This is a genomic window from Bacillota bacterium, assembly GCA_023511835.1.
Lineage (GTDB): Bacteria > Bacillota > Sulfobacillia > JAIMAT01 > JAIMAT01 > JAIMAT01.
This window is the reverse complement of sequence record JAIMAT010000008.1, coordinates 23,467-48,811: the sequence shown is the minus strand read 5'-3', so window position 1 is coordinate 48,811 and position 25,345 is coordinate 23,467. Positions and strand designations below refer to the sequence as shown.

The following is a 25,345-nucleotide window of genomic DNA, read 5'->3' as shown; positions in this document are numbered from 1 at the left end:
TGTCTTCTCCATAGGGCTCCCATTAAGCGCCAGGAGCCGAACTCCTGCCGGCCTGGGCGGGATTACTCGCACAGGCTCCTAGCGGGGCGCCACGATGAACTTGATCGCCGTCCGCTCCTCCCCGTCGATGTTGATCTCGGCGAAGGCGGGGATGGCCACCAGATCGATGCCATTGGGGGCGACGAAGCCCCGCGCGATGGCGATCGCCTTCACCGCCTGGTTGACCGCGCCGGCTCCCACCGCCTGCACCTCCGCGGAGCCGTTCTCGCGGAGCACCGCAGCCAGCGCTCCGGCCACCGACTTCGGGCTGGACTGCGCCGAAACCTTGAGTACCTCCATGGAGTCAGTCCCTCCTCTGAGGCACGATCCCTGCCGTCAAGTCAAGAGGCACCAATCCAGAGCACCGGCCCAGCTGCGATTGGTATCGGGTGATTCGGCGCCTTTCCGGGAAACCCTGCCGGTCAAGCTTTGCTTTCTGTCGGCCTCCACCGCCGCCTCGGCGACTTTCAACAGGAACCTCCACGCCTCGCCCGCGGCCCGGCCGAGCGGCCCGGCCCCTCAGCCGGGCCGCTCGGCCGGGCGGAGCCATCCGCCCGCCCGGCCGTGGCCGTCCGCCCCGACGCCCACCGCCAGGAGCGCCTGCTGCGCGGCGAAGAGCTCGGCATCCTTCTTAGAATGGCCGATCCCCCGCCCCAGGACCCGGCCTCCCAGCTCCACCTCCACCTCGAACTCCTTGGCGTGGTCGGGGCCGCGGGTGGCGACGAGACGATAGTTGACCGTCAGCCCCTGGCGCTGCGCCCACTCCTGCAGGCGGTTCTTGGCGTCGCGCAGCCCGCCGCCGCGCGCCGCCTGCTCGATCTGGGGGCCGAGGTGGCGGAGGATGAAGGAGCGGGCTCGCTCCAGGCCGCGCTCGCCCTCCACCAGGTAGATGGCGCCGCAGAGTGCCTCGAAGGCGTCCTCCAGCAGGCTCGGCCGCGTCTTGCCGCCGCTCAGCGCCTCGCCGCGCCCCAGGAGCAGCAGCTCGCCCAGGCCGATCTCCGCCGCGGTGCGGGCCAGGCTCTCGCTGGAGACCACGGCCGCGCGCAGCTTGGTCAACTCTCCTTCGGGCCAGTCCGGGTAGCGCCGGAAAAGCTCCTCGCTCACCACCAGCTCCAGGACCGCGTCGCCCAGGAACTCCAGGCGCTCGTTGGAACCGAAGTGGAGCAGCGGCCGGCCCGAGGCGGTCAGGAGCCGTTCGTTCCGGTGCTCGTTGACGTACGAGGAATGGATCAGCGCGCGCACATAGACCGGACTCTGCTCGGGAGGCCAGCCCAGGATCGCCTCCAGGCGCTTCCAGTCGGGGAAGTCCGCTCGCAGCCGCCGTGCCGTTCTCAAGCGCCGGGGCCTCCGTTTCCTTCCGCGGCGACGAGGACCAGCGTCACGTTCTGTCCTCCGAAGCCGAAGCTGTTGGAGAGGGCGGCCTCCGGCCGCGCGGCCACGGGGTCGCGGAAGAGCCGGATACCCAGCTCCGGCTGTGGGCGCTCGAGGGTGGCCGTGCCGGGCAAAACCCCGCGCTCCAGCCCCAGGGCGGTCAGTGCCGCCTCCAGCGTACCCGCCGCCCCCAGCAGGTGGCCCGTCTGGGCCTTGGTCGCCCCGACCCGGGGCGCCCTCCCGTCGTCGCCCGTGTAGCGCCCAAAGATGGCGGCGATGGCCCGGGCCTCCGCCTCGTCGCCCGCCGGCGTGCCGGTGGCGTGGGCGTTGATGTAGCCGATCCGCTCCGGCGCCAGGCCCGCGTCGGCCAGCGCCCGCCGCATGGCTTCCTCCGCGCCCCGCCCCTCGGGGTCGGGAAGCGTGGGGTGAAAGGCGTCCTCGCTGCTGCCGTAGCCCGCGAGCTCGGCATAGGGCCGCGCGTCGTAGAGCTGCTCCTCCCCGTCCAGCACCAGCGCCGCCGCGCCCTCGCCGATGACGAAGCCGTCCCGTTCCTCGTCGAAGGGCCGCGAGGCCCGCCAGGGCTCCTCGTTCCTGGTGGAGAGGGCGCGCATGTTGGCGAAGCCGGCCACGGCCAGCGGAACGATGGCGGCCTCGGTGCCCACCACCAGGAGCCGGTCCGCCTCGCCCCTGCGCAGGGCGCGCAGCGCCTCCCCCAGTCCGTGGGCGCTGGAGGCGCAGGCGCTGGAGAAGCTGGCCGCGGGCCCGCGGAGCCCGTGCCGCCCGGCCAGGAAGCGGAGCGCGGTCACGGCCGGGAAGGTGCGGAGGATCTCCATCTCGTCGAAGTCCGCCTCCGCTCCGAGCCTTTGCGCCACCCCGCGCCCCAGCGTCTCGATGCCGCCCAGGCCCGTCCCCAGAAAGAGCCCGCTCCGCTCCGGCGCCGGCGGCCGTGCCCCGCGCGCCTCGGCGTCCGCCAGCGCCTCGCGCGCCGCCCGCGCCGCGAAGCGTATGAAACGGTCGTAGCGCGCGAGTTCGGGATCCTCCCCGACCGCCTCCGCGGCCGGGTCGCGTACCTGGGCGGCGATGCGGACGCCGTACCCCTCGCTGGGGAAGCGGTCCAGCGGGCCCACCCCGCTGCGACCCGCCAGCAGCGCCTCCCAGGTGCTCTCCCGGTCGCCGCCCAGAGGGCTGACGATCCCCACCCCCGTGATGAAGACGCGGCGCCGCCCTCCGGAGTTCCGGACGCTGCCGCCCAACCCTACCATCCCTCCGTCCCCGTCAGAGCATGGCCATTCCGCCGTCCACCGCCAGCGTCTGGCCGGTGACGTAGGAGGCGCCCGGACCGGCCAGCCAGCGGACGGCGCTGGCGACCTCCTCCGGACGCCCCGGCCGGCCCAGCGGAACCTGCCGGAGCATCTCCTCCAGCCGCCCGGCCAGCGGTGCAGTCATCTCGGTTTCGATGTACCCGGGGGCGACGGCGTTGACCGTGATCCCGCGCGAAGCCACCTCGCGGGCCACGGCCCGGGTGAAGCCGATCACGCCTGCCTTGGCTGCAGCATAGTTCGCCTGGCCGACGTTGCCAAGGATTCCTGCCACCGAGGCAATGTTGACAATCCGTCCGGAACGCTGCCGCAGCATGGGTCGCAGCGCCGCCCGCGTGAGCCGGTAGACGGCCGTCAGGTCCGTCTCCAGCACCTCCCGCCACTTCTCCTCGTCCATGCGCACCAGGAGGTCGTCGCGGGCCACCCCGGCATTGTTGACCAGCACGTCCAGGCGACCCCAGCGCTCCAGGACCGCCGCCACCAAGCGGGCGGCCGTGGCGGGCTCGGCCACGTCGCCTTGCAGCGTCAGCCCCTCGCCGCCCAGCCGTTCGATCTCTTCGGCCACCTCGGCCGCGCGCTCCGCCTGGCCCCGGAAGTTGACCGCCACCCGCGCGCCGGCCCGCGCCAGTTCCAGCGCGATGGCCCGGCCGATGCCGCGCGAGGCGCCGGTCACCAGCGCCACCGCGCCCTCCAGCTCCCTCACCCGCCCACCCCCATCCGCTCGGCCCACGCTTCCGCCTCGGCCGCCTCGCCCACGTGGCTGACCTCCGCCTCGGGCAGCGTCCGCCGCACGAAACCGCTCAAGGCCGTCCCCGGGCCCACCTCGACGAAGTGCCGGATCCCGTCCCGCCACATGGCCCGCAGCGTCTCCTCCCAGTAGACCGGGTGGTCCACCTGGCGGATGAGCGCGTTGCGGATGGCTGCGGGCGACCGCCGCGCCCGGGCGTCCACGTTCTGGTAGACGGGCACCGCCGGCCGGGCGATGGCGAGCGCGCGCAGCTCCGGCTCCAGCCGCCGGGCCGCCGGCGTCATCAGCGCGCAGTGGAAGGGCGCGCTCACGCGCAGGGGCACCAGACGCCGCGCACCCTGCGCGCGCAGCAGCTCCACCGCCCGTTCGACCGCCGCCCGCTCGCCGCCGATCACCACCTGGCCCGGGCAGTTGAAGTTGACCGGCTCGACCACGCCGCCCCCGGCTGCGGCCTGACGGCAGGCCGCGGCCACCTGCTCCCGGTCGAGGCCGAGCACCGCCACCATGGAGCCCTCGCCCTCGGGCACGGCCTCCTGCATATAGCGGCCCCGGTGCTCGACCAGGCGGAGTGTCTCCTCCAGCCCGACCGCCTCGGCCGCCACCAGCGCCGAGTACTCGCCCAGGCTGAGCCCGGCCACGGCCACCGGCCGGTGGCCCATGGCGCGCAGCACCCGCGCCGCCGCCACGCTGGCCGCCAGCAGCGCCGGCTGCGTCCGCTCCGTCCGGTCCAGCTCCTCCTGCGGCCCCTCGAAGCAGAGGCGGGTGAGCGGCCAGCCCAGGGCGCGGTCGGCGGCCGCGAAGACCTCCCGCGCCTCCGCCCAGCGCTGCCAGAGGTCGCGGCCCATGCCCACCGTCTGGGCGCCCTGCCCGGGGAAGAGCCAGGCCACCGGCACCGCGCTCACGGCTCCCACGCCCCCGGTTCCAGCAGGCCGCGCACGCGCCCCAGGGCCCGCTCCTGGCCGGTCGCGCCCGTCCAGCGCCAGACCGCGGCGGCCCAGGTGAGGCCCGCGCCGAAGGCGGCGGTCAGCACCACGTCGCCCGGCCGCAGCCTGCCCGAGGTCTCCGCATCGTAGAGCGAGACCGGGATGGAGGCCGAGGAGATGTTGCCGTAGCGCTCGATGTTCAGGAAGACTCGCTCGCGCGGGATGCCCAGTCGCTCGCCCACGGCGTCGATGATGCGCGCGTTGGCCTGGTGGGGGACGAAGAGGTCGACATCCTCCAGGCCGAGCCCCGCCTGCGCCAGCACCCGCTCCGAGGCACGGGCCATGGCCGGCACCGCCAGGCGGAAGACCTCGCGTCCGTTCATGCGGATGACGTGCTCGCCCTGCAGCACCGTCTCCAGCGAGGCCGGGCGGCGAGAGCCGCCGGCCGGCTGGGTGATCAGGTCCGCGTGGGCCCCGTCGGCCCCCAGGAGGATGCCCAGAAGGCCCTCGCCCTCGGGCGCCGGCTCCAGCAGCGCCGCCCCGGCGCCGTCCCCGAAGAGGACGCAGGTGGCGCGGTCGTTCCAGTCGACGATGCGCGAGAGCGTCTCCGCGCCGATGACCAGCACCCGGCGGTAGGTGCCGGTGCGGATGAACTGGGCGCCTACGCTCACCCCGTAGAGAAAGCCGGAGCAGGCCGCCTCCAGGTCGAAGCAGGCCGCGCGCCGCGCGCCCAGCGCCTCCTGCACGAGGCAGCCCGTGGCCGGGAAGGGCATGTCCGGAGTGACCGTGGCGACGATGATCAGGTCGACTTCCTCCGCCCCCACGCCCGCGTGCGCCAGCGCCTGGCGCGCCGCGGCCACGGCCAGGTCCGAGGTGGCCACGGCGGTGGAGGCGATGCGCCGCTCGGCGATGCCGGTCCGGGTCAGAATCCACTCGTGGCTCGTCTCCACCATGCCGGCCAGGTCGTCGTTGGTGCGGATCTCCTCCGGGAGCGAAACGCCCAGCCCCCCGATGGTCACGCCTGTCAAAGCGCCTCACCCCCGCCCCGCTCTTCGACGATCATGAACTTGCCGCGGAAGACCGGCCGCTGGCCGGCCCGGCTCTCCACCAGCACCACGTGCTCGCTGGAGGAAGGGTGGCGGATCACCTCGGCCCTGGCCACCACCCGCTCTCCGACGCGTACCTCGCTCTTGAACTTGGCGTTGGCCACGCGCGTCCGCGCCGCCGGCGCGTCGATGACAGCCAGGGCGAGCGACTCCGCCTGGGCGAAGAGCAGCTGCCCCCGCACCACGCGGGAGCGCTCGAAGGCCATGGCCTCGTCCGTCTCCAGGAGCGAGACGGCATGGGAGCCCAGCTCCAGCTCCACCAGCTCGCCCACCACCTCGCCCCGGCCGACGCTGCGCAGCCGCTCGTAGGCGCGGCGCGCCATCTCTTGCAGGCGCAGGCGCAGCTCGGGGATCCCCAGCGCCATGCGGTCCAGGCGGACGGTCTGGACGCTGACCAGGAAGTGGCGCGCCAGCTCCTCGTCGGTGACGAAGGGATTCCGCTCCAGGTACTCGCGCAGCGCGCGCAGGCGCTGGCGGCGGTGCTGCTGGGTGAACGCGGCCATCGACCTTCCTTCGAGCCGCGCGCACCGGCGCGGCTCCGCGCTCCGGGCCATTGTAGCATGATCTTAAGACCAGGTCCCAATGACAGCGCCCGCCGAACAACGACCCGCCCCGACCCGCTTCGATCTGGGCGGCGGGTCCGGCGGGACCGAGTGGCGGGCGCGGGGCTCACTCGCCCGAGCGGACCACCTCGCGCTCCCCGTAGTAGCCGCAGTGGGGGCAGGCGCGGTGCGGCATCTTCATCTCATGGCAGTGCGGGCAGGGGACGAGATTGGGCGCCGCCAGCTTCCAGTGGGCCGCCCTCTTGTCCCGGCGCGACTTGGAGAACCTGCGCTTAGGATTGCCCATCCTTCTCCCTCCCCTCCCCCTCCGGGGGTGATCCGGGCAGGCGGAGCCTCTCCAGGGCCGCCCAGCGTGCGTCGCGTGCGGCCGGCTCGCCGTGGCCGCAGTCCACCTCGTTCCGGTTGGCCCCGCAGACGGGGCAGAGGCCCCGGCAGTCGGGCCGGCAGAGGCGCTTGAGCGGCAGGTCCAGGAGCAGGTTCTCCCGGAAGCCTTCCTCCAGGTCGATGGTGGTGCCGGCCGGGTCGAGCAGCCGGGTCGGCCGCTCCAGCTCGTCCTGCCCGCGCTCCGGCCAGCGCTGGTGCTCCTCGGGCGTCTGGTAGATCTCGGCGTACTCAAGGTGGACGGGCTGGGCGAACTCGGCCAGGCAGCGGTCGCAGACCAGGAGCGCCACCGTCTCGGCGCGGACGTGCGCCAGGATGAGGTGGGGCAGGTGCTCCAGCTCCACCGAGAAGCGGACGCCCGCCGCCAGCTCGGGCACTCCCTCGGGCCGCTCGCCCGGCGCCCAGCGCTCCTCGCCCTCCACGTGGGCGCGCGCCCCGGGCGCCTCCCTGCGCAGCTGCGAGACGTCGATCTTCAGCCCGACCACCCGCGCGGAGTATAGCCTCGCCCCCGGGGGGCGTCAACGAAGCGCGCCCCGCACGGCGGGTCTAGAATAGCGCGACAGGGAAGGCCTCGCGAGAGGCGGCGGGAGGTGGCGCATGGGGCTGGAGGAGGCGCTCGACTGGCTCTACGCCTCCTGGCTCGAGGCGAAGCCGCTGGTGGCGCGGCTGGAGGCGCCGCCCGGCGCCGGCCGTGACGAGGTGGCGCGCCATCCCGAGGTGACGGGCCGGCTGCTGGAGGCCCTGGGGCATCCGGAGCGTGGCATGGACGTCATCAACGTGGCCGGCAGCAAGGGGAAGGGCTCGACGGCCAGCTTCCTGGCCTCGCTGCTGGCGGCGCTGGGCGCGCGCACCGGCCTCTTCACCGGCCCGGACCTGGTGGACTACACCGAGCGCATCCGCCTGGACGGGCGCGCCATCGCGCCGGAGGAGCTGTCCCGGCTCCTGCTCGAGCGGGTCCGTCCCGCGGCGGAGGCGCTCCGCCTCCGTCCGCCGGTCTACGCCAGCCCGGTCGGTCTCGCCCTCCTGGCGGCGCTCCTCTGGTTCCGCGAGCGCGGCGCCGCTGCGGTGGTGCTGGAGCACGGTCGCGGCGCCCGCTTCGACGACGTCAACCAAGTGCCGCACCGCTGGGCCGTCCTGACGCCGGTCATGGTGGAGCACCGCGAGGAGCTGGGGGGGACGCTGGATCGGGTCGCCTGGCAGAAGGCGGCCGTGGTCCGGCCCGAGACCGAGGCGGCGGTGCTGGCCCGCCAGGAGGCGGCGGTGCTGGAGGCGGTGGAGCGGGAGGCCGCCGCGGGCCGGGAGGGGCGGCCGCCGGCCTCCGTGGACATGGCCGGCCGCGACTTCCACTGGCGCCTGCATGCCGGCGGGGGGGAGCCGGGCGAGGCGCTCCGCTTCGACCTGTTTACGCCGCTGGCCGCCTATCCCGGGCTCGTCGTACCGGGGCAGGCCCCCTTCCTGGTCGAGAATGCCGCCGTGGCCGTCCGCGCCGCCGAGCGCTGGTACGGCGGGCCGCTGCCCGCCGGGACGGTGCGCCGCGCGCTGGCCCGCGTCCGCCTGCACGGGCGGCTGGAGGTGCTGGAGCGGCGACCGCTGGTGGTGGTCGACGGCGCCATCCACCCGCTCGCCGCGAGCGCCGCCCTGGAGGCGCTCCGCCGCGCCCCGCGCCCGCGCTGGCTGATCGTCGGCATGCCCCAGGGGAAGGAGCTGGCCGGCACGCTGGCGCTGCTCGCGCCCGAGAGCGAGGTGCTCGCCCTGACGCGGGCGGGCAACCCCCACCTGCGCTTCGACCTGGAGCGCGACCGGGCCGTGGCGGCCCGGCTGGGCCACCCGGCCGCCGTCTTCGCCACACTGGAGGAGGCGCTCGCCCGGGGCCGCGCCGCCGGCGCGGCCAGCCTCTTCGTGGTGGGCACCCAGTCGCTGGTGGCCGACGCGCTCCGCCTCTACGCGGTCGACCTGCGCGACCTCTGGTGAGAGGGGCCGCGAAGCCGCCCGCGCGGGCGGCTCGCGCGCCGGGCCACGGAGAGGCTCAGGGCGCCGCGGGAAGGCCGAGGAGCCGCGCCGCCTCGCCGAAGTCGCGCACGGCAGCCAGACGCCCGGCCCCTCCGAAGGCGCCCTCCGCCTGCCCGGTCTCCCCCGCCGGCAGGAGGAGGAGCGAAGCGCCGAGGCGGCGGGCCGAGAGCGCCTTCAGGGCCACCTGGCCCACGCGACCCACCCTCCCGCTTTCGTCGAGGCTTCCGCTGACCGCCACCCGCCCGGCTGCTCGGCTCCTGGCGGGCATCCGCGCCAGCCGGCAAGCGATCTGCCGGTCCACCTCCAGCGCCAGGGCAAGGCCCGCCGAGGGGCCGGCGATGCCGCCGTCCGAGAGGCGGATTTCCAGCAGCCGGCCGCCGGGCGCGCGCCAGCGCCAGCGCCCGGCGACGCCGCCGTCGGGGACGGGACGGCCCGCACCGGCGTAGGCCGCCGTGGCCACCTCCACCGCGCTCCTCTCCGCCTCGTCCATCTGCCGCCGTGCCTCGTCGGCGTACGTCTCCAGGGAGCGGCCGCCGAGAAGCCTTTCGGCCGGCAAGAGCCTCGCCTCGCCGCGCCTCATCCAGGCAGCAGGCAGCTGGGCGAGGCGGAGAGGGCGGACGCGCACCGTCAGCAGGTGGATGTTCGGCCCGCCGCAGTCGGTTCCATCGCCGCGGGCGGCGGAGGGGGAGGCCGCTCCCCCGGAGGGGGCGGCCTCCTCCACGTGGACCAGTGTGGCTGCCGCCGGGGCGGGCCCCGGCTCGACCAGCAGGTAGCCGCTGGGCAGGAAGGCGGTCAGTACCGGGGCGAGGAGGACCAGCACCCAGCCGGCCAGCCGCCCGGCCCAAGCCGGCCTGCCCACGACCCTGCTACCCCCTCTGGCCCAGGTAGGCGCGGCGAACGCGGTCGTCGCGGGCCAGCTCGGCGGCCTTCCCGCCCAGCACCACCCGGCCGTTCTCCAGGACGTAGGCGCGATGCGCCAGCTGCAAGGCTGCTCGGGCGTTCTGCTCCACCAGCAGCATCGCCACCCCCTGGGCGTTGATCTCGCGCAGGGTGCGGAAGATGGTCCGCACCAGGAGAGGGCTGAGCCCCAGCGACGGCTCGTCCAGCAGGAGGATGCGCGGCTCGGCCATGAGCGCCCGGCCGATGGCCAACATCTGCTGCTCGCCGCCGGAGAGCGTGCCGGCCAGCTGGCCGCGCCGCTCGGCGAGGCGCGGGAAGAGCTCGAAGACCCGCCGCCGCCCCGCCTCCACGCGCGCCGGCTCCTGCCGCCGGGTGTAGGCGCCCAGGGTCAGGTTCTCGTCCACGGTCAGCGTGGCGAAGACCTGCCGCCCCTCGGGCACATGCGCGACGCCGAGGCGGACGATCTGGTGGGCTGGGCGCCCGCCTCGCGGCGCCGCCAGCAGCTCCTCCCCCAGGCGGACCTCCCCCTCGGCTGGCCGGACCAGACCGGAAATGCTCCGCAAAAGGGTGGTCTTGCCGGCGCCGTTGGCGCCCAGGACGGCCACGATCTCGCCCGGCTGCAGCTCCACGTCCACCCCGCGCAACGCCTGGATGTGCCCGTAGCGGACCGCGAGGCCGCGGACGGCGAGCAGGCTCACGCGCTCTCCCCCCCGCTCAGCTCGGCCTCCGGCGCCCCCAGGTAGGCCTCGATCACCCGCGGATCGGCCTGCACCACGGCCGGCGTCCCCTCGGCGATCATCCTCCCCTGGTCGAGGCAGACGACGCGATCGGAGACGTTCATGACCACCGACATGTCGTGCTCGATGAGGATGAGGGTGATGCCGGCCGCGCGGATGCGCTGCAGCTCTTCCATCAGCTCGGCGCTCTCCTGCTCGTTCAGCCCCGCCGCCGGCTCATCCAGGACCAGCAGCACCGGCTCGGCCGCCAGGGCGCGGGCGATCTCCAACCGCCGCTGGTCGCCGTAGGGCAGGTTCCGGGCCAGCTCGCCCTCCCAGCGCTCCAGCCCCATCTCGGCCAGGAGCCGTCGGGCCAGCGCCACCTGCCGCGCCTCGAGCGCCCGCGTCCGCCCGGGCCGGAGCAGCACTTGCCAGAAGCGCTGCTCCTCGAAACGGTGGCGCCCGGCCAGCACGTTCTCCAGCACGGTCAGCCCGGGGAAGAGGCGGATCGTCTGGAAGGTGCGCGAGACGCCCAGCGCCGCCACCCGGTAGGCCGGCAACCCTTCCACCGGCCGGCCCTCCAGGCGGATGCTGCCGCGGTCGGGACGGTTGAAGCCGGTGATCAGGTTGAAGAGCGTCGTCTTGCCGGCGCCGTTGGGGCCGATCAGGCCCAGGATCTCGCCGCGCCGCAGGCGGAAGCTGACCCCGTCCACGGCCACGACGCCTCCGAAGGCCTTGCCCACGCCCTCCACGGAGAGCAGCTCGCCGCCGGCGGCGCCGCGCTCGCGCCTGCCCGCTCCCTCGCCCGGCCCGGCGGCGGCGGGCCTCTCCGCTTCGGGCTCCGCCGCCTGCCCGCGGAAGCGCCACGGCCTCGCCGGCCAGATGCCCTGGGGCCGGAAGATCATCATGGCCACCATGGCCGCCCCGAAGACCACCATCCGGTACTGGGCGAAGTCCCGGAAGAACTCCGGCAGGATCTCCATCCCCACCGCGCCCACCACAAGCCCCGGCAGGGAGCCGGGGCCGCCCAGGATGACGATGGCGAAGAGCACCGTCGACTCCCAGAAGGTGAAGCTGTCGGGCGCCACGATGGTCAGCTTGCCGGCGAAGAGCGCACCGGCCAGGCCGGCCACGCCTGCTCCCGCGGCTACGGCGAGCAGCTTGGCCCGGCCCGGGTTGACCCCCATGGCCGTGGCCGCCTCCTCGTCCTCTCGCACCATGCGCCACGTGCGCCCCAGGGGCGAGTCGACCACCCGCCGCCAGAAGAGCACGGCCAGGATGCACCCCGCCAGCGCCACCCAGTAGTACCCCGCGGGCGTGGAGAGCACGTGCCCCAGCACCTGCGGCTGGGGGACGCCGGGGATCCCGTTGGCGCCGCCCGTCAGCCCGAAGGGGTTGTTGACCACCGCGATGCGGAAGATCTCGCCGATCCCCACGGTGACGATCAGGAGGTAGTCGCCGCGCAGGTGGATGGCCGGCCAGGTGACCAGCGCCGCCAGCCCCGCCGCCACCGCCACGGCCGCGGGGACGGTCCAGAGGATGGGGATCCCCAGCCGCGTGGAGAGGATGGCGGCCGTGTAGGCGCCCATTCCGTAGAAGGCCGCCTGCCCGAAGTTGTAGACGCCCGCCTGGCCCACCATCAGGTCGAGGCCGATGGCCGCCGTCAGGTAAAGCAGGAAGATATTGACCACGTCGGTCCAGTAGGCGTTGAGCGCGAAGGGCAGGACCAGCGCGAGAAGGAGGGCGGGCAGGCCGAGCCGCTCCTCCCAGGCTGCCCGCCGCCACCACCGGTCCGGGCTCCACCCCCTCACAGCTTGCTCACCACCCGCTCGCCCAGCAGCCCGGTGGGGCGGGCGATCAGGATCAGGATCAGCACGAGAAAGGTGATGGCCCCCTGCCAGGCCGACGAGATGTAGCCGGCGCCCAGCGCCTCCAGCACGCCCAGCAGCAGGCCGCCCACCATGGCGCCGGGAATGTTCCCGATCCCGCCGATGATGGCCGCCGTGAACGCCTTGAGGCCGTAGCCCCAGCCCATCTGGAAGCTGATCTGACCGTAATAGCTGCCCACCATCAGCCCGGCCGCGCCTCCCAGCGCCGGACCGATAAGGAAGACGAGCAGGATGATCCGGTCGACGTCGATCCCCATCAGGCGCGCCGTGTCGTGGTCGAGCGCCACCGCGCGGATGGCGGCGCCCACCGTCGTCCGCTGGACGAAGAGGTAGAGCGCCACCATCAGCGCCAGCGAGACCACGATGATCAGCAGCTGGACCAGCGCCACGTGGACGCCGGCCCCCAATGACCAGACGACCTGGGGCAGGAAGCCGTGCGGGAAGACGCGGTAGTCGGGCCCGTAGACCAGCATGATGGCGTTCTCGAGAAAGACGGAGACTCCCAGCGCGGAGACCACCGGCGCCAGGCGTGAGGAACGGCGCAGCGGCCGGTAGGCGATACGCTCGGTCAGCGCTCCCGCCAGGGCGACGAAGAGCATCACCAGCAGGAGCACCACCACGAGCCCGCCCGGCCCGGCCAGCCGGCTGGAGAGCGCGGAGGCGGTCATCAGGCTGAAGGCCAGGTAGGCGCCCAGCGCGAAGAGGTCACCATGGGCGAAGTTGATCAGCCGGAGGACGCCGTAGACCATGGTGTAGCCCAGCGCCACCAGCGCGTAGACCGAGCCCAGCGTCACCCCGTTGAGCAGCAGCTCCAGGAACCCGCTCATCGCACCCCCGCCCCGGTCCGGTCACTCATTCGGCTGCTTGTCGTAGAGAACGAACTTCCCGTCCTTGACGATGTAGGCCTTGTGCAGCGTCCCTTCGCGGTCGCCGTTGGCGGCGAAGCTGATGGGCCCCGTGAAGCCGGGGAAGTCCTTCAACTGGTGCAGGTAGGCCGCCAGCTTGTCGGGGTCGGTGGAGTGCGTCTTCTGGATGGCGTCCACAATGACGCGGAAGGCGTCGGCCGCCGAGATGGTCCAGACACTGGGCGGCATCTCGCCGTACTTCTGCTGGTACTGCTGGACGAACTGCTCCGCCTCGGGCGTCTTCAGGTCCTGCGGCTGCGGCGGCGTCGTCACCAGGAAACCTTCGGCCGCCGGTCCCGCCACCTGGATCAGCTGCGGGTTGTTGTTGGCGTCGCCGCCGATCCACTGCGTCTTCAGGCCGATGGCTTGGCTCTGCTTGAGCAGAAGGCCTGCGTCGGAGAAGTAGCCGGTGAAGTAGACCGCCTGCGGCGCCTGGGCCTTCAGCCGGGTGAGGACCGCGCCGAAGTCGTTGGAGCCGGGGACGATGGCGTCGAAGAAGACCACCTGCCCGCCGTCGGCCTTGACCGCCTGCTCCGTCGCCTGGGCGAGGCCCAGGGCATAGGTGGAGTTGTCGTGGAGCAGGGCGATCTTCTGGAAGCCCAGCGTCTTCACCATCAGGTCGGCCGCGAACTTGCCCTGCGCGCTGTCCAGCGTCGCGGTGCGGAAGAAGTACTTGTAACCCTTCTGGCTCAGCTGGACGGCCGTGGAGGCCGGGGTGATCTGGATCACCTTGTTCTGGTTGTAGATGGGCTGGGCGGCCTCGGTGGCGGTCGAGTTGTAGCCGCCCACCACCGCCACCACGCCCTCGGTCACCAGCTTCTGCGCGGCCACCGCGGCCTGCTGGGCGGTGCCCTGATCGTCCTGGGCCACGACCTGGATCTTGTGGCCGTCGATGCCGCCCTGGGCGTTGATCTGGTCGGCCAGGAGCTGGATCGCCTTCTGGAAGCCCTGGCCCTCGAGGGCGTAGTCGCGCGTCAGGGGGGCCTGGATGCCGATCTTGATGTCCCCGGCCGGAATGCCACCCTGCGCCGAGCTGCCGCCCCCTCCGGCGGGCGCCGTCCCGCCGCCGCCGCCACAGGCGGCCGCGAGCAGGGCGAGCGGGAGGGACGTGGCCAGGAGGAGCTTGCGGATCGCGCGCAAATGTCTTCGCTCCCTTCCTAATCGAATCGAAGTGCGGCCCGATGCCCTACAGATTTTTCGACCCCGGGCGCTTCTCCTGTCCGGCCAAGCAAGGTGGGCCGGGAGAAAGACTTGCCAGGGAAGGCTCGGGACGGGGGGCGGGAGAAGCAAGCCGGGGGGTGGAGACGACGGAAGTTCTCTGGCTGGACGCGGAAGGCGTCCGGGAGGCGCTGCCCCCGGCCGCGGCGGTGGAGGCGGCGGCGCGGGCGCTGGTGGAGGCCTGGCGGGGCACGGCGGAGGTGCCGCTGCGCCTCAACCTGCGCCTGGCAGGGGGAGGAAGCGCCCTCGTCATGCCCGCCTCGGCGGCCCAGCTGGCGGTCAAGGTGGTCTCCGTCGTCCCGGGCAACGCGGAGCGGGGCCTGCCGGGGACCCAGGGGGTGGTCCTGCTCCTGGACGGCGCCACAGGTAGCCCGCGCGCCCTCCTGGACGGGACCGTGCTGACCGGGCTGCGCACGGGCGGGGCGGCGGCCGCCGCGGCGCGCGCCCTCGCCCCGCGGCGGCGGGGCGTCCTGGCCATGATCGGAAGCGGCACCCAGGCCGCCTACCAGGTGGCCTGCACCCTGGCCGTCCTCGAGCTGGAGGAAGTCCGCCTCTGGAGCCCGCATCGCAAACATGCGGAGCGCCTGCGCGCCCGCGTGGAGAGGCTCCTGCCGCCGGGGGCGCTGGACCGGCTCTCCTGGCGCATCGCCTCGCGGGCCGAAGAGGCCGTGCGCGGCGCCGACCTGGTGGTCTGCGCCACCACCGCGCGCGAGCCGGTGCTGGAAGCCTCCTGGCTGGAGCCCGACGTGCACGTCAACGGCGTGGGCAGCTTCACGCCCGAGATGCGCGAGCTACCCCCGGAGCTGGCCGCCCGCGCCGCCGCCGAGGCCGGCCTCTGGGTGGAGAAGGAGGAGGCTGCGCTGGCCGAGGCGGGCGAGTTGATCGCCGCCGTGGAGGCGGGGCTCCTGGAGCCGGCCTCGCTGCGCCCGCTGGGAGCGCTGCTGGCGGAGGCGCGGCCCGGCCGGCGGGCGCGAGGCGCCAGCTTCTTCAAGAGCGTGGGCGTCGCCGAGCTCGACCTCTACGCGGCCCAGGCGGCGGTGGAGGCGGCCGAGGCGCGCGGGCTCGGCCGGCGCCTGGCGTGGTCGCCGGGCGGATGAGAGGCGGCCGCGGGGGCGGCGGGCGGTTCGGGGCCTGCGCCGGGGCGCCCGCGCCGGCCGGCCCCCCTCAGGCCAGGTCGGCCAGCGCTTCCGCCAGCGGCTTCCGCACGCCCAGGATGAAGGGCACGTCCAGCTTGGTGTAGCGCCGCGCCTCGGCCTCGCGCAGGCGCCGGATCAGGTCGACCAGCTGCGAGAAGTCGTCGGTCTCGAAGGCCAGGATCCACTCGTAGTCGCCCAGACCGAAGGCCTGGACGTTGTTGGTGTAGACTTCGGGGAACTCGGCCCCCAGCCGGCCGTGCTCGCGCAGCATGCGCGCGCGCTCCTCGGTGGGGAGCAGGTACCACTCCGGCGTGCGCACGAAGGGGTAGACCTGCACGTAGCGCTTGGGCGGGATGCCACGCTGGAAGGCGGCCAGATGATCGCCGACGAACTGCGGCGGCCGCGCCACGCCCAGGAAGGACCAGCTCAGCTCGCTGGCCCGGCCGAAGGTGGTGTGGCGCAGCGCCACCACCGTCCTCTGCAGGCTCTCCACCTGCGGGGCGAGGAGCCAGAAGAGGATGTCGGCGTCCGGCCGGAAGCCGACGCTCGAATAGACCCCGCGCACCTCCACGCCGGGCTCGGCCCCGAGCGCCGCCTCCACCTCGTCGACCAGCCGCTCACGCTGCCCTTCCACGATCCTCTCCCACTCCGGGCCGCGCCGCCAGACGGCGTGCAGCGTGAAGATCTCCGGCAGCCGGCCCGGCGCCGACCTCCCGCCTTCCGCGCCCATCGCCCTCGCCTCCCTCCAGGCTTTACGCGCTCTCCGGCGCGGAGATATTGTACCGGAGCGGCCGGTCCCTCCCCCGGCCGGGGGGTTGCCGGGGCGCGGGCCGGTGCTAGAATCGCCGTGTTCTCGAAGGCGGGCGGGAGCCCTCGAGAAATCCGGACCGGGGTTGGAGAGAGCGTGGCGACGGTCGCGAAGGGAAGCGAAGCCGGGGCGGCGCCGGCGCAGCTGCGGCGCGAGGTGAGTGTCTGGGGTTCCTACATGTGGGGCTTCTCCGACGTGGGAGCGGACATCTTCGCGGGCCTCGGCCTTGTGACGGTCGCCTCCCAGGGCGCCGCTCCGGCCGCCTTCGCCCTGGCCGGGCTGGTCTACGTCCTGATCGGCCTGGCCTACACCGAGCTGGCGGCGGCCTTCCCGGTGGCGGGAGGCGGCCAGTATTTCGCCACCCGCGGCCTGGGCGACCTCTGGGGGCTGATCACGGGCGGCGCGCTGATCCTGGACTACACCATCGACATCGCCCTCTTCGCCGTCTCCTCCACCGGCTACCTGAACGCGCTCATCGCCTTCTTCAGCGGTGTCGACCTGACCTCGATCAAGGTCCCCCTGCTGGGTCTCCACGTTCAGGCAGTCTGGCTCCTGGAGGCGCTGGCGCTCATCGCGGCGCTGATGTGGATCAACGTGCGCGGCATGCGCGAGTCCAACATGTTCAACCAGATGGTCGGGCTGGCCACCATGGTCATCGACCTGCTGCTGCTCCTGCTGGGTTTCGTCACCGTCTGGTCGCCGGGCCTCTTCGGCAGCCAGGTCGCCCACCAGATGCCCTCGCTCCACCAGTTCATGTACGGCTCGTCGCTGGCCATCATCTCCTTCGTCGGGCTGGAGTCCATCTCCCAGGCGGCGCAGGAGACCCGGCATCCGTCGCGCATCCTGCCGCGCAGCACCCTGACGCTCATCCTGACCATTTTCATCACCAGCATCGGCTACTCGGTCCTGGCCAACGGTACGCTGCCCTGGAACGCCTTCGCCGGTCACGAGCAGGACTCGGTGACGCTCCTGGCTCGGCGCATGCCCTTCATCGGCCCCATCGCCGGGCCGCTGACCGCGGTGATGGGCGCGGCCATCCTGGCCATCTCGGCCAACTCGGGCGTGATGAGCGTCTCGCGGCTCACCTACTCCATGAGCCACCACAACCTGCTCTCCAGCTGGTTCGACTACGTGGACCCGCGCCGTTTCACGCCCGTGCGGACCATCCTCTTCTTCTCCGGGATCGGCCTGGTCTGGACTCTCTTCGCCTTCGCCACGCCCAGCGTCATGGACACGCTGGGGAACATGTACGCCTTCGGCGCCACGCTGGGGTACGTGGTGGTCTTCATGGCGCTGATCGCGCTGCGCAGGAAGGAACCGGAGGTGCCGCGCCCCTTCCTGATGCCGCTCAACCTGCGGCTGCGCAACCGCGACGGGCGGCCCTACCTCTTCCCGGTCCTGGGCGCCGTCGGCTTCGTCAGCGTGCTGGTCGTCCTCTTCGAGGTGCTCTACACGCACGCCGTAGGGCGGATCTTCGGCCCCATCTGGGTGGTGGGCTGGCTGGTCTATTTCGTCTACTACCGGCGGCGGTCGGGACTCGGGCTGCGTACGCTGCCGCGGGACTGGGTGGGCGAACAGAAGGAGATCCTGGCCTCGGCCGAGGAGTACCAGCTGCTGGCGGAGTACGAGCAGGCGGTGGCCGCCTCGGGCCCCCATCTGGAGAGAGCGGAGGGCTTCCAGCCGTGAGCTTCCTGGCGGAGCACTGGGCCGGCATTCTGATCGCGTTGGTCATCGCCCTCCTGACCAGCCTCAACTTCCTCTGGATGAGCCGGGTGCCCAGACCCATCCCGCGCGCCCTGGCGGAGGCGGAGGGCAGGGTGGGCGGCAGCCGGCGCATCGTCGTCTTTCTCGACCCCTACCACCCGGAACCGGCCGCCGTGGCGGTGGCCCACCGCCTGGCGGCGGCGACGGAGGCCGACATCATCCTCGCCGCCCTGGTCCGCATCCCCTTCACCCGCTCGCTCAGCGTACCCCCCGCCCAGCAGGACGAGATCGAGCGCGGCATGCTGGCCGAGCTGGCCGAGGGGCTCCGCTCGCTGGAGCTGCGGCCCGTGACGCAGGTGGTCCCCTCCCGCCAGTATTGGGACGGGGCGGCCGAGTTCGCCCGGCGCCTGCGTGCGGCCATCGCCGTCGTGGGCGTCGCCGAGGAGTCGACCTTCGAGCGCGGCGAGGTGCTGGAGGGGCTCTTGCGGGAACTGCCCCTGGTAGGCTGCGAAGTGATCATCATCCGGCCGCGTGCCACGGAACGGTCGCGGAGACAGCTGGAGGCGGAGGTGCTCTGATCGGATGCGGATCATCGTCGTCGGATGCGGGCGGACCGGGCGACGCCTGGCCCGCGCCTTCGCCGAGCGCGGGGACGAGGTGACCGTCGTCGACCGGCGGACGGCCATGCTGGAGCAGCTGGCCGAGCTGCCCGGCGTGCACGTGGTGGCCGGGCTCGGCTTCGACCAGGAAGTCCTGCGGCGGGCGGGCGCCGCCGAGGCCGACCTGCTCGTCGCCGCCACCGAGAACGACAACGCCAACCTGATGGTGGCCGACGTGGCCCATCTCCTCCTCGGCACCCGCCGCGTCCTCCTGATCGTCAACGACGCCGAGGGCAGCGAGATCTACCAGCGCTTCGGCTATGACGTGATCGTCCCGGTGGAGCTGGGCGTGCAGAAGGCGCTGCTCTGCGCGGCCTCGGTCGCCGGCCAGGCGGCCGGCTCCCGTCCCGAGGCCGGCGGGCGTTGAAGGGGGAGGAGCGGATGTACCTGCTGGTGGTCGGCGGCGGCAAGGTCGGCTTCGCCCTGGCCCGCGACCTGATCCAGAGCGGCCACGAGGTGACGCTGATCGAGAAGCAGCCCGAGCGCGCCCAGTGGCTCGCCCGCCTGCTGGGCGGCGCGGTGCTCTGCGGCGACGGGACCAACCCCGAGACGCTGCGCGAGGGCGGTATCGAGCGGGCCGACGTGGTCATCGCGGTCAGCGGCCACGACGAGGACAACTACGCCATCTCCCGCATCGCCACCGCCTTCAAGACGGGCACGCACGTCATCGCCCGGGTCAACGACCCGCGCAACGAAGAGATCTTCCGCCGCATCGGCGTGCGCACGGTCAGCTCCACGCGGACCATCGCCGAGATGATCGAGGAGAGCGTGCCGCACCCCTGACGGCTAGCGGAGCCCCGTCTCGACGCGGAGCACCCGGGCGCGACCGTCCAGCTCGACGCTCGTCTCCAGGAAGTGGACCGCCTCGTCGAGCAGGCGCCGCGCCACCGACGCCTCGTCGCTGACCACGGCGATCCCGATCTCGGCCAGCTGGTGGGCGTCCCGGACGCCCACCTCGGCCGCCGAAACGTTGAAACGGCGCCGCAGGCGGTCCAGGAGCGCCCTCAGGACGGCGCGCTTCTCCTTCAGGCTGCGCGAGCCGGGCAGGTTGATCTCGACGCGCGCTACGGCCACGGGCGGCACGGCGCCCCCTCCCCTCACGACCCCCCCGCCGCCGCGAAGCGGGCCGGCTGTGCCAGCCACGCCTCGAGCGGCACGGGCCCCTGGAACTCGATGCAGCGGAGCCAGAGGCGGTAGGGCCGTCGGACGGCCCCCAGCTCCGGCCAGGGCAGCCTGCGCCGGTAGGCCGCCCGGAAGGCCTCCGCCTCGCGGGCCGGCAGGAGCAGCTCCCAGCCCACCAGGTCCAGCTCGCGGGGAGCCACGGCCAGCGCGTCCAGGTCGACCAGGCCGAGGATCCTCCCGTCCTCCGCCACCAGCTGGCTGTGGTCCCAGTCCAGGAGCAGCGGCGCCATCCAGGCGGGCGGAGGCAGCCGCCCGAGAGCCGCCTCCGCCTGCTTCAGCTCCTCTTCCAGGCGCGGCTCGGCCCTTGGGCTTCCCCGCCCGGCAAGCCAGCGCAGGCTCTCGAGGAGGCGCGGGTGAAACGTCTCCGCCGGCTGGCAGGCGCGGCCGGGCGGCCCCCAGCCCGGCGCCCGCCGCGCGTGGAGACAGGCCACCGCCTCGCCCAGGGCGGCGCCGAGGCCGTCCAGCGAGGCGGCCATGCGGCCCGGAAGCCACTCCACCACCAGGTGCGCCCGCGCTCCCAGGCCGACGGCCAGCGGTCGCGGCACCGGCAGGCAGCCCAGGTCGGCCAGCCAGCGGTAGGCCTCGGCCGCCCGGCGCACGTCGCCCGGCCGCAGACCGAAGAGGCGTCCGACGCCCCGCCAGAAGGCGGTCGAGCCCGCCACCCGCCCGGCTTGCCGGCGCGGCAGGCGGACCACCACCCGCCGTGTGGGCGTCCGCACCTCCCAGAGCCGGTTGGTGTGCCGCTGGTAGTCGGGGTCCAGCTGTCGGCGCTCCAGCACCGGTTCACCCAGGATGGCCTCCAGCCAGGCCTTGCTTCCTGCGCGCGGCGCCCTCACGGCGCCTCGCCCGCCGCGCGCTCGGTCCCGCCGCGCGCCAGCTCGAGCGCCAGCGCGAGCGCCCGGTCGAACATGGGGGCGGTGAGGCGGCCGGTGCGCGTGTTCTGCCGGCTGGGGTGGTAGCTGGCCACCACCGCCGGCCCGCCCGGCGGCAGCGCCACCTGGCCGTGGGCGAAGGGCGGCCAGCTCTCGCCCGCGCCCCACTCCTCGCGGGCCACCTCCCAGGCCACGCGCCCCAGCGTCAGAACCGCGCGGACGCGGGGCAGGAGCGCCAGCTCGCGGCGCAGGTGCGGCCGGCAGGCGCGCAGCTCCTCGCGCGTGGGCCGGTTGTCGGGCGGGGCGCAGCGCACCGGCGCCGTCAGGAAGCAGTCCTCCAGGCGCAGGCCGTCGCCGGCCCAGCGGCTGACGGGCTGGCTGGCGAGTCCGGCGCGGTGGAGCGCCGCCATGAGAAAGTCGCCCGAGTCGTCGCCGGTGAACATGCGCCCGGTCCGGTTGGCACCGTGGGCGGCCGGGGCGAGCCCCAGGAGGAGGAGGCGGGCGCGCCGGTCGCCGAAGCCCGGCACCGGGCGGCCCCAATAGCTCTCGTCGCGGAAGCGGCGCACCTTGGTCCGCGCCACTTCCTCCCGCCAGGCCACCAGCCGCGGGCAGAGCCGGCAGGCGACCACCGCCTCCACGTGGGCCCGCCAGGCCGCCTCAGCCGGATCCGCCGCCAGGCCGTCGGCCAACCGCCTCTCCCCCTTCCCGCGGCGCCGCCGCGCCGCCCGCCAGCACCTCTTCCAGGAAGCTCCGCACCGCCCGCCGGAACTCCGCCGAGCGCTCCACGTGGAGCAGGTGGCCGCTGCCGGGGCCGCGGAAGAAGAGGCGGCGCGCACCCGGCAGCCGCTCCGCCAGCCTCCGGCTGTAGCGGAGCGGGATCATCCGGTCCTGCGCGCCGGCCACCACCAGCGCCGGGACCCGCGGCAGGCGCTCCGGCGCCAGCGGCTCCGGCTCCAGCCCCAGGTAGGCCAGCAGCACCTCCCGCGACGGGCCCAGGGGCGGCCGCCAAGCCTCGGCCATGCGCTCGATCCGGCCCGGCTCCTCCGCCAGCCGGCGCGAGCCCAGGAGCCAGGCCAGCACCTCGGCGTAGACCGGCTCCGGCGCCCAGCGCACCAGCTCGCGCACGGCCCGCAGGCGGCGGCGCAGGTCGGCGTCCGCCTCCAGCCAGGGGTGGATCAGCACCATCGCCGCCAGCCGCGCCCCGGCGCGCGCCGCCAGCGCCAGCGCGGCCCGGCTGCCCAGGCTGAGGCCCACCAGGACCAGCGGCGCGCCGGGCGCCTCCTCCAGGAGCGGGCCGTAGGCGGCCAGGAGCTCCTCCCAGTCGGCCGGGGGCGGGCCCGCGCTGGCACCGGTGCCCGGCGGGTCGGGCGCCAGCAGCCGCCAGCTCCGCCCCCAGTCGGCGATCTCCGCGCCCCAGGAGCGGTGATCGGCCCCCGCCCCGGGGAGCAGCAGGAGCACGGGCGTCCCGGGCGGCGCCCCGGGCGGCCCCGAGCGGCGCACGTAGAGCCCGGCCAATCCCCCACCTCCCCCGCGCAGAGACGGCTCGGCCGCCCCTCCAGCCCCCCAGTCTAGCCCGAGCGGGCAGGGGCCGCGAACCGGGGTGCGGCGGCGCTCCGTCCGGGAAGCTGGGGAGACTAGGCGGGGGAGGCGAGGCCGCTGGAGACGCTGGAGGCCGCCCGCTGGCAGATGGGCATCTCGCTGGGCTGGCACATGCTCTTCGCCGCCTTCGGCGTCACCCTGCCGCTCCTGGCGGCGGCGGCCGAGGGCATCGGGCTGCTGCGCCGCTCGCCGCTTCACCTGGAGCTGGCCCGGCGCTGGTCCGTGGCCACCGGACTGCTCTTCGCCATCGGCGCCGTCAGCGGCACGGCGCTCTCCTTCGAGCTGGGGCTCCTCTGGCCACGGCTGATGGCCGTGGCCGGCCCCGTCCTGGGCGTGGCCCTCTTTCTCGAAGGCTTCGCCTTCTTCGTGGAGGCCGTCTTCCTCGGCCTCTACCTGTACGGCTGGGAGCGCCTGCCGGCCTGGGCGCACTGGGCGAGCGGGCTTCTCGTGGCCGCGGCCGGCTCCGCCTCCAGCCTCCTCGTCACCGCCGCCAACGCCTGGATGCAGCTGCCCAGCGGGCGGATGGCCGCCCTGGCCGATCCCCTGGCGGCCGTGATGCGGAACCCGGTCTGGTGGCCGATGGCGCTCCACTCGACGCTGGCCGCCTGGACGGCGGCCGCCTTCGCGCTGGCCGGGGGCGAGGCCTGGTCGCTCCTCCGCCGGCCGCACGCCCGGGAGGCCGCCCGGCATGCCGCCGGCCTCCGCCTGGCCATGGCGCTGGGCCTGGTGGGGGCGGTGGCCATGCCGCTCTCGGGCGACGCCGGCGGCCGCGTCGTCGCCGCCCTGGAGCCGGTCAAGCTGGCCGCCATGGAGGCGCGCTTCACGACCCGCGCCGCCGCGCCGCTCTACGTGGGCGGTCTCCCGGACGTGGCCCGGAGGACGGTGCGGTGGGCGCTGGAGATCCCGGGGGGGCTCAGCTGGCTGGCCTACCGGCGGACCGGGGCGGTGGTGCGCGGCCTGGAGAGCGTGCCGCGGGCGCTCTGGCCGGACGTGACGCTCACCCACCTCAGCTTCCAGGTGATGGTGGGCAGCGGGCTCGTGCTCCTGGCCGGCACACTCCTCTACTGGCTGCGCGCGGCGCGCGGCCGCCCGCCCCGCTGGCTGCTGCGCCTCCTGCTGGTCGCCTCGCCCTTCGGCTTCGTGGCGCTGGAGAGCGGCTGGCTGGTCAGCGAGTCCGGCCGGCAGCCGTGGGCCGTGGCCGGGCTCCTGCCCACCGCCCGGGCGGTGACGCCGGCGGCGGGCACCCCTGTCTCCCTGGCCGGCTTCGTCCTGCTCTACGCCGGTCTGAGCGCGGCCCTGGTCTACTTTCTGCGGCGCATGGCGGAGCCGGGGGCGCGGCCGGAGGGGGGCTCCGGGGAGCCCGCGGGAGAGGGGCTGGCGGCAGAGGTGGTGGACGATGCACCCTGAGACCGCCTCCCGGGCGTTGGCCGCCGCCGGTCCCGCGGCGCCCGAGCCGGTGCGCGCCGCGGCGCTCCTGCTGGCGGCCGTTCTCGCCCTCTACGCCCTCCTCGGGCTGGCCGACTTCGGCGCGGGCCTCTGGGACCTGGCTGCGGCGCGCGGCCCGCGGGCGGCGGCGGTCCACCGGGCGGTAGCGCGCGGCATGGGGCCGGTCTGGGAGGCCAACCACGTCTGGCTGATCTTCGCCCTGGTCCTCCTCCTCGCCGCCTTCCCCGCCGCCTTCGCCCGCCTGGGAAGCGGCCTCTTTCTCCCGCTCCACCTGGCGCTGGCGGGCATCATCCTGCGCGGGGCGGCCTTCGTCTTCGCCGCCCGGGGGCGGCAGGCCGCCGGGGGTGACGCCCCGCCCCGCCTCTGGGCGGTCGCCTTCGGCGCGGGGAGCCTGGCCGCGCCCTTCTTCCTCGGGCTCGCCCTGGCGGCCACGGCCCAGCCGCGGCTGGCCTGGCACTCGCTCTTCGCCCTCGTGGTCGCCCTGGCCGTGGTGGCCGCCGGCGCGCTGGAGGCGGCCGCCTACCTGGCCGTGGAGAATCGGGGCGCGTTGCGGGCGCACTTTCTCGCCCGGGCCCGGGCCGCCTTGGCCGCCCTGGCCCTGCTCGCCCTCCTCGCCCTCCCGCTCGCCCGGGCGGCCGCGCCCTGGCTGGGCCCGCGCCTGCTGGGCGGTCCCGGCCTGCCTTTCGTCCTCCTCGCCGGCGGGGCGGCGCTCCTGGACGCCCACGCCCTGGCGCGGGGCGCCGCCGAGCTGGCGCGCCTCTGGACGGCCGCCCTGGTGTTGCTGCTCTGGGCCGGCTGGGCCGCCTCGGCCTGGCCCTGGCTGGTCTGGGGCGAGCTGACCGCCGCGGCCGCCGCGGCGCCCCGAACCGCCCTCCGCCAGCTGCTCGTCCTGCTCCCCTGGGGCCTCCTCCTGCTCCTCCCCGCGCTGGCCCTGCTCTTCGCCCTGTTCAAGGGAGAGAGCCCGGCCCCGGGCCCCGGCTGAGCAGGAGCCAAGGCGGCGCCGCCCTCCCGCCTCAGGAAGCCCTCCCGCCCCCGGCGCCCACCTCGACCACCAGCCCGCTGTGCGCGCGCCCCGTCGGCCCGCCGAAGGCCCGCCGCGCCTGCTCCTCCAGCTCCTCCAGGTCGCCGTAGTGCGGCAGGTGGGTGAGCACGAGCCGCGCCACGCCCGCGCGCCGCGCCATGGCGCCCGCCTCGGGCGCCGTCAGGTGGCCGGCGCGGGAGCCGTCCTCGCCCTCGTAGTGGGAGGCCTCCGCCAGCAGCAGGTCGGCCCCCGCCGCCAGCGCCTCCACCTCGGCGCTGGCCGCCGTGTCGCCCGTATAGACCAGGCGCCGCCCGCCCTCCTCCACGCGGAGCGCCAGCGCCGGCACGGGATGGCGGGCCGGCGCCGCCTCCACCCGGAAGGCGCCGACGGTCACGACCTCGCCGGGGCGCAGGGGACGAAGCCGGCTCCAGGGGTCACCGGCCAGGTAGAAGCGGGCGCGCTCCAGCGCCCCCTCCGGGACGTAGACCGGCAGGGGTGCGCGTTCGAAGCCGTGGTACGACTCGACCACCAGCGCCTGGGAGAGGACGCCCAGGTCGGCGGCGTGATCGTGGTGGAGATGCGTCAGCAGGACCGCCTCAAGCCGCCTCAACCCCTCCAGCCCGGCGCTCTCCAGCAGGCGGCTGAGCACGCCCGAACCGCAGTCCAGGAGCAGCTCGCCCCCTTGCTCACCGTGCAGCAGATAGCCGGCGCTGGCCCCCTCCGGACCCGGGTAGCCGCCCCAGAAGCCGAGCACCTCCAGCCGCACGCCCGGCACCTCCCGTCCTTCTCTCGATGCGGCACCAAGGCCCGCGCCGCTCCTGGTAGGTTAT

The 25,345-nt window shown here is 74.5% G+C and carries 28 protein-coding genes; 8 read left to right on the top strand and 20 right to left on the bottom strand.

From position 1 onward, the window contains the following. Nucleotides 1–78: 78 nt before the first annotated feature. The 9 genes from K6U79_03055 to K6U79_03015 form a co-directional block, all read right to left on the bottom strand. On the bottom strand, nt 79–339 hold the full coding sequence (locus K6U79_03055) for a stage V sporulation protein S (GenBank protein ID MCL6521336.1): 261 nt from the start codon (nt 337–339) through the stop codon (nt 79–81). Between the two features lie 219 nt (nt 340–558). After that, a complete protein-coding gene (gene rnc, locus K6U79_03050) occupies nt 559–1,374 on the bottom strand; it encodes a ribonuclease III (protein MCL6521335.1) in 816 nt (271 codons plus the stop codon). Beyond that, nucleotides 1,371–2,672 (bottom strand): beta-ketoacyl-[acyl-carrier-protein] synthase family protein, encoded by a 1,302-nt coding sequence (locus tag K6U79_03045; GenBank protein ID MCL6521334.1) that lies wholly within the window; start codon nt 2,670–2,672, stop codon nt 1,371–1,373. The genes rnc and K6U79_03045 overlap by 4 nt, the downstream gene beginning before the upstream one ends. Before the next feature lie 13 nt (nt 2,673–2,685). Next, on the bottom strand, nt 2,686–3,423 hold the full coding sequence (fabG, locus tag K6U79_03040; GenBank protein MCL6521333.1) for a 3-oxoacyl-[acyl-carrier-protein] reductase: 738 nt from the start codon (nt 3,421–3,423) through the stop codon (nt 2,686–2,688). A 5-nt stretch (nt 3,424–3,428) separates the two neighbouring features. Continuing rightward, the gene (fabD, locus tag K6U79_03035; protein ID MCL6521332.1) at nt 3,429–4,322 is read right to left on the bottom strand and encodes an ACP S-malonyltransferase; all 894 of its coding nucleotides are present in this window, start codon (nt 4,320–4,322) and stop codon (nt 3,429–3,431) included. Between the two features lie 53 nt (nt 4,323–4,375). After that, nucleotides 4,376–5,428 carry a ketoacyl-ACP synthase III gene (locus tag K6U79_03030; GenBank protein ID MCL6521331.1) on the bottom strand — a complete coding sequence of 351 codons (1,053 nt, stop codon included), beginning with the start codon at nt 5,426–5,428 and terminating at the stop codon, nt 4,376–4,378. Beyond that, complete coding sequence (fapR, locus tag K6U79_03025) at nt 5,425–6,009, bottom strand: transcription factor FapR (protein MCL6521330.1); 585 nt, start codon at nt 6,007–6,009, stop codon at nt 5,425–5,427. Before fapR ends, K6U79_03030 begins: the two co-directional genes overlap by 4 nt. Nucleotides 6,010–6,175: 166 nt before the next feature. Beyond that, complete coding sequence (gene rpmF / locus K6U79_03020; GenBank protein ID MCL6521329.1) at nt 6,176–6,355, bottom strand: 50S ribosomal protein L32; 180 nt, start codon at nt 6,353–6,355, stop codon at nt 6,176–6,178. Further along, nucleotides 6,342–6,926, bottom strand: a complete 585-nt coding sequence (locus tag K6U79_03015) for a DUF177 domain-containing protein (protein MCL6521328.1) — start codon at nt 6,924–6,926, stop codon at nt 6,342–6,344. The genes rpmF and K6U79_03015 overlap by 14 nt, the downstream gene beginning before the upstream one ends. 121 nt (nt 6,927–7,047) lie before the next feature. Here K6U79_03015 and K6U79_03010 point away from each other — a divergent pair, with 121 nt between their 5' ends. Further along, nucleotides 7,048–8,421, top strand: a complete 1,374-nt coding sequence (locus K6U79_03010) for a hypothetical protein (GenBank protein ID MCL6521327.1) — start codon at nt 7,048–7,050, stop codon at nt 8,419–8,421. 55 nt (nt 8,422–8,476) lie between these two features. On the opposite strand, the gene K6U79_03005 is transcribed toward K6U79_03010, so the two are convergent. The 5 genes from K6U79_03005 to K6U79_02985 are packed head-to-tail and all read right to left on the bottom strand — an operon-like array spanning nt 8,477 to nt 14,037. Then, nucleotides 8,477–9,319 carry a hypothetical protein gene (locus K6U79_03005; GenBank protein MCL6521326.1) on the bottom strand — a complete coding sequence of 281 codons (843 nt, stop codon included), beginning with the start codon at nt 9,317–9,319 and terminating at the stop codon, nt 8,477–8,479. A gap of 7 nt (nt 9,320–9,326) precedes the next feature. Further along, nucleotides 9,327–10,052, bottom strand: a complete 726-nt coding sequence (locus K6U79_03000; GenBank protein ID MCL6521325.1) for an ABC transporter ATP-binding protein — start codon at nt 10,050–10,052, stop codon at nt 9,327–9,329. A 2-nt stretch (nt 10,053–10,054) separates the two neighbouring features. Beyond that, the gene (locus K6U79_02995; GenBank protein ID MCL6521324.1) at nt 10,055–11,887 is read right to left on the bottom strand and encodes a branched-chain amino acid ABC transporter ATP-binding protein/permease; all 1,833 of its coding nucleotides are present in this window, start codon (nt 11,885–11,887) and stop codon (nt 10,055–10,057) included. Further along, nucleotides 11,884–12,792, bottom strand: a complete 909-nt coding sequence (locus tag K6U79_02990) for a branched-chain amino acid ABC transporter permease (GenBank protein MCL6521323.1) — start codon at nt 12,790–12,792, stop codon at nt 11,884–11,886. The genes K6U79_02995 and K6U79_02990 overlap by 4 nt, the downstream gene beginning before the upstream one ends. A 21-nt stretch (nt 12,793–12,813) precedes the next feature. Continuing rightward, nucleotides 12,814–14,037 carry a branched-chain amino acid ABC transporter substrate-binding protein gene (locus K6U79_02985; GenBank protein ID MCL6521322.1) on the bottom strand — a complete coding sequence of 408 codons (1,224 nt, stop codon included), beginning with the start codon at nt 14,035–14,037 and terminating at the stop codon, nt 12,814–12,816. Between the two features lie 131 nt (nt 14,038–14,168). Between K6U79_02985 and K6U79_02980 the strand changes: the two genes are divergently transcribed. After that, nucleotides 14,169–15,185, top strand: coding sequence for an ornithine cyclodeaminase family protein (locus K6U79_02980; GenBank protein ID MCL6521321.1), 1,017 nt, complete (start codon nt 14,169–14,171; stop codon nt 15,183–15,185). A 67-nt stretch (nt 15,186–15,252) separates the two neighbouring features. Here the strand turns inward: K6U79_02980 and K6U79_02975 are convergent, their stop codons facing one another. Then, nucleotides 15,253–15,954: a chlorite dismutase family protein gene (locus tag K6U79_02975; GenBank protein ID MCL6521320.1), complete on the bottom strand. Its 702-nt coding sequence runs from the start codon at nt 15,952–15,954 to the stop codon at nt 15,253–15,255. 174 nt (nt 15,955–16,128) lie between these two features. Between K6U79_02975 and K6U79_02970 the strand changes: the two genes are divergently transcribed. Genes K6U79_02970 through K6U79_02955 form a run of 4 tightly spaced genes read left to right on the top strand, consistent with a single transcriptional unit; the run spans nt 16,129 to nt 19,178 of the window. Beyond that, entirely contained in the window at nt 16,129–17,718 is a 1,590-nt protein-coding gene (locus K6U79_02970) for an APC family permease (GenBank protein MCL6521319.1), read from the top strand. Next, entirely contained in the window at nt 17,715–18,314 is a 600-nt protein-coding gene (locus K6U79_02965; GenBank protein ID MCL6521318.1) for a hypothetical protein, read from the top strand. Before K6U79_02970 ends, K6U79_02965 begins: the two co-directional genes overlap by 4 nt. Nucleotides 18,315–18,318: 4 nt before the next feature. After that, nucleotides 18,319–18,762 carry a TrkA family potassium uptake protein gene (locus K6U79_02960; GenBank protein ID MCL6521317.1) on the top strand — a complete coding sequence of 148 codons (444 nt, stop codon included), beginning with the start codon at nt 18,319–18,321 and terminating at the stop codon, nt 18,760–18,762. Further along, nucleotides 18,759–19,178: a TrkA family potassium uptake protein gene (locus K6U79_02955; protein MCL6521316.1), complete on the top strand. Its 420-nt coding sequence runs from the start codon at nt 18,759–18,761 to the stop codon at nt 19,176–19,178. Before K6U79_02960 ends, K6U79_02955 begins: the two co-directional genes overlap by 4 nt. Before the next feature lie 3 nt (nt 19,179–19,181). Here K6U79_02955 and K6U79_02950 read toward each other — a convergent pair whose 3' ends face one another. From K6U79_02950 to K6U79_02935, 4 genes are read right to left on the bottom strand one after another with little or no spacing between them, the layout of a single operon-like run. Beyond that, nucleotides 19,182–19,478, bottom strand: coding sequence for a DUF503 domain-containing protein (locus tag K6U79_02950; GenBank protein MCL6521315.1), 297 nt, complete (start codon nt 19,476–19,478; stop codon nt 19,182–19,184). Nucleotides 19,479–19,492: 14 nt separating this feature from the next. Further along, nucleotides 19,493–20,413: an aminoglycoside phosphotransferase family protein gene (locus tag K6U79_02945; protein ID MCL6521314.1), complete on the bottom strand. Its 921-nt coding sequence runs from the start codon at nt 20,411–20,413 to the stop codon at nt 19,493–19,495. Beyond that, the gene (locus tag K6U79_02940) at nt 20,410–21,126 is read right to left on the bottom strand and encodes a uracil-DNA glycosylase (GenBank protein MCL6521313.1); all 717 of its coding nucleotides are present in this window, start codon (nt 21,124–21,126) and stop codon (nt 20,410–20,412) included. Before K6U79_02940 ends, K6U79_02945 begins: the two co-directional genes overlap by 4 nt. After that, nucleotides 21,107–21,964 carry an alpha/beta hydrolase gene (locus tag K6U79_02935; protein MCL6521312.1) on the bottom strand — a complete coding sequence of 286 codons (858 nt, stop codon included), beginning with the start codon at nt 21,962–21,964 and terminating at the stop codon, nt 21,107–21,109. The genes K6U79_02940 and K6U79_02935 overlap by 20 nt, the downstream gene beginning before the upstream one ends. A gap of 171 nt (nt 21,965–22,135) precedes the next feature. Here K6U79_02935 and K6U79_02930 point away from each other — a divergent pair, with 171 nt between their 5' ends. Together K6U79_02930 and K6U79_02925 are read left to right on the top strand one after the other, a co-directional pair. Continuing rightward, nucleotides 22,136–23,455, top strand: coding sequence for a cytochrome ubiquinol oxidase subunit I (locus tag K6U79_02930; protein ID MCL6521311.1), 1,320 nt, complete (start codon nt 22,136–22,138; stop codon nt 23,453–23,455). Further along, nucleotides 23,445–24,476, top strand: a complete 1,032-nt coding sequence (locus K6U79_02925; GenBank protein MCL6521310.1) for a cytochrome d ubiquinol oxidase subunit II — start codon at nt 23,445–23,447, stop codon at nt 24,474–24,476. Before K6U79_02930 ends, K6U79_02925 begins: the two co-directional genes overlap by 11 nt. Before the next feature lie 31 nt (nt 24,477–24,507). Here the strand turns inward: K6U79_02925 and K6U79_02920 are convergent, their stop codons facing one another. After that, nucleotides 24,508–25,290, bottom strand: a complete 783-nt coding sequence (locus tag K6U79_02920; GenBank protein MCL6521309.1) for an MBL fold metallo-hydrolase — start codon at nt 25,288–25,290, stop codon at nt 24,508–24,510. Nucleotides 25,291–25,345: the final 55 nt, after the last annotated feature.